The sequence below is a fragment of the Skermanella sp. genome, assembly GCF_059503625.1.
This window is the reverse complement of record NZ_JCACHA010000707.1, coordinates 1-2393: the sequence shown is the minus strand read 5'-3', so window position 1 is coordinate 2393 and position 2393 is coordinate 1. Positions and strand designations below refer to the sequence as shown.

The 2393-nt window shown below is 63.4% G+C and carries 2 protein-coding genes and 1 pseudogene; 1 reads left to right on the top strand and 2 read right to left on the bottom strand.

The genetic code is table 11. The features are described 5' to 3' along the window. Window positions 1-875 (bottom strand): aminotransferase class I/II-fold pyridoxal phosphate-dependent enzyme (locus AC5JJ6_RS23575; RefSeq protein ID WP_496044393.1); only part of this gene is annotated, 875 nt, incomplete at its 3' end. A gap of 192 nt (window positions 876-1067) precedes the next feature. Continuing rightward, entirely contained in the window at window positions 1068-1469 is a 402-nt protein-coding gene (locus tag AC5JJ6_RS23570) for a hypothetical protein (protein WP_496044392.1), read from the bottom strand. Window positions 1470-1785: 316 nt separating this feature from the next. Between AC5JJ6_RS23570 and AC5JJ6_RS23565 the strand changes: the two are divergent. Continuing rightward, a pseudogene (locus AC5JJ6_RS23565) lies at window positions 1786-2393 on the top strand (class I poly(R)-hydroxyalkanoic acid synthase); the annotation flags it as partial.

The window sequence follows — 2393 nt, the reverse complement described above, 5'->3', positions numbered from 1 at the left end:
ACGCAGTCCTGCGGACCGTTGAGCGCCGCGGCGGCAGCGACCTGGATCGGCGTGAAGGCGCCGTAGTCGAGATATGATTTGATCCGCGCCAGCGCCGTGATCAGCTTCTTGTTGCCGGTGGCGAAGCCGATGCGCCAGCCCGGCATGGAATAGGTCTTGCTCATCGACGTGAACTCGACCGCGATCTCGCGGGCTTCCGGGATCTCCAGGATCGACGGCGGCGGAACGTCGTCGAAATAGATCTCCGAATAGGCCAGGTCCGACAGGATGTAGATGCCGTGCTTGAGGCAGAACTCCACGATCGGACGGTAGAAGTCCAGGTCCACGACCTCGGCCGTCGGGTTGGACGGGTAGTTCAGGACGACCGCCAGCGGCTTCGGCACGCTGTGCTTGACCGCCCGCTCCAGCGATTCCAGGAAGCTGTGCCCCTGCCCGATCGGCAGGTGGCGGATGGAGGCGCCGGCCAGGATGAAGCCGAAGGGATGGATCGGATAGCTGGGATTGGGCACCAGCATGATGTCGCCGGGGCTGGTGATCGCCTGCGCCAGATTGGCCAGCCCCTCCTTCGACCCGATCGTGACGATCGCCTCGCTCTCCGGATCGAGCGTCACGTTGAAACGCTTCCTGTAATAGGAGCAGATCGCCCGCCGCAGGCCGGGAATGCCGCGCGAGTTGGAATAGCGATGGGTCTTGGGGTCCTGCACCGCCTCGACAAGCTTGTCGACGATGTGCTGGGGAGTCGGCAGGTCGGGGTTGCCCATGCCGAAATCGATGATGTCTTCGCCTGCGGCTCGGGCTCGCGCCTTCATGGCGTTCACTTCCGCGAACACGTACGGCGGCAATCTTTTGATTCGGTGGAATTCGCTATCCGTCATGGGTGCCCCAAAACCTGGAGATACAGGCGCTTCTCAAAAATGCGCTCCGCCCACGCCGACACGGCGATCGGCCGGATCGGAGCGGGGAGCCAGTATGTACCGCTCCGCCGCGCCGGAATCGAGATTTTTCGGCAGTCCAAGTACCCTAAAGATAAGGATGCGCCGGATTGTCCGCCAGGAAAGGGCAAAACGTCACTGAATGCCACTCTGCTGAATGCCACTCTGCTGAAGATCCGGGGGAGCGCTTGGGATCTGGATGGCGCCGACCGGCGGCGGCACGTCGGTTCCCATCGGCGGCAGCGAGGGCGGCGCCTGCCGGGCCGGAGCCACCGGAGCGCGGGCGTCCAGATCGGCGCCGGCCGCCACGTCCTCGCCGCGCTCGATCCTGAGTCGGTCCATCAGAGCCTGCCTTTCCGCCGGCTTGCTGAAGACGGTCGGCCGGGGCGGTACGCTGGCAAGGTTGGGCCAAGTCTTGTCTTCGTCCGTAGCCCGGCGGATGAGTCCCTGGTCCGCCCCCTCGGGCGGCAGTCCGGCTCCGCCGCCGAGCAGATCCAGAACCGGGCTATCCGCACAACCGGCCAAACCCATGGTCATCGTCAAGATGATCAAAGATTGCCGCACCGTGCGACGAATCATTCCTGCGGCCATCATTTTGGTGCCGTTTTATCGTTTTTGTCACCCATAGCCGGCATAGTCTCCCTTGACGGTGGATTTTTGTATCCCCGTGCGTCGATTGGGCGCGGGCCGATCCGGCTTGATCGGGCCGTCCGCGCATCACGGCGCTGAAAAAATTACGCCGATGTTGTATCAAAGTGCGCAGTCCATCAAGCCCGGCATTCCCGCGTTCGACATATGCGCCAAACGGCAGGGGCGGAACGCCAGTATCGATAAGTCGTAGAGGACCGAAAACATGGCCGAAACGCAAGGCCCCGACGTGAAGTTTCCTGATCCGGTCGAGTTAAGCCGGGCGATGGCCCGGATCGCCGAGCACAGCCAGCACCTGGTGACAGAATTCCTCGCGCGGCAGGCCAGCGACGGCCACGCCAACGCTTCGGCGGACCCGCTGCATATCGGCAATGCCTTTCTCGAGATGACGACGCGGATCATGGCCGATCCGGTCAAGCTCGTACAGGCGCAGATGTCGCTCTGGTACGACTACATGACGCTATGGCAGCGGACGACCCAGCGCCTGATGGGGCAGGAAGCCGAGCCGGTGATCATCCCCTCCAAGGAAGACCGCCGCTTCAAGGACAGCGCCTGGGACGAGAACACGGTCTTCGACTTCATCAAGCAATCCTACCTGCTGACCGCCCGCTTCCTCCAGGCGAGCGTGCGCGACGTCGACGGGATGGACGACAAGTCGGCGATGAAGGTGGACTTCTACACCCGGCAGTTCGTCGACGCGATGGCGCCGAGCAACTTCGTGATGACCAACCCCGAAGTGCTGCGCGCCACCATGGAGTCGGGCGGCGAGAACCTTGTCAGGGGGCTGGAGCACCTGCTGGACGACCTGGAGCG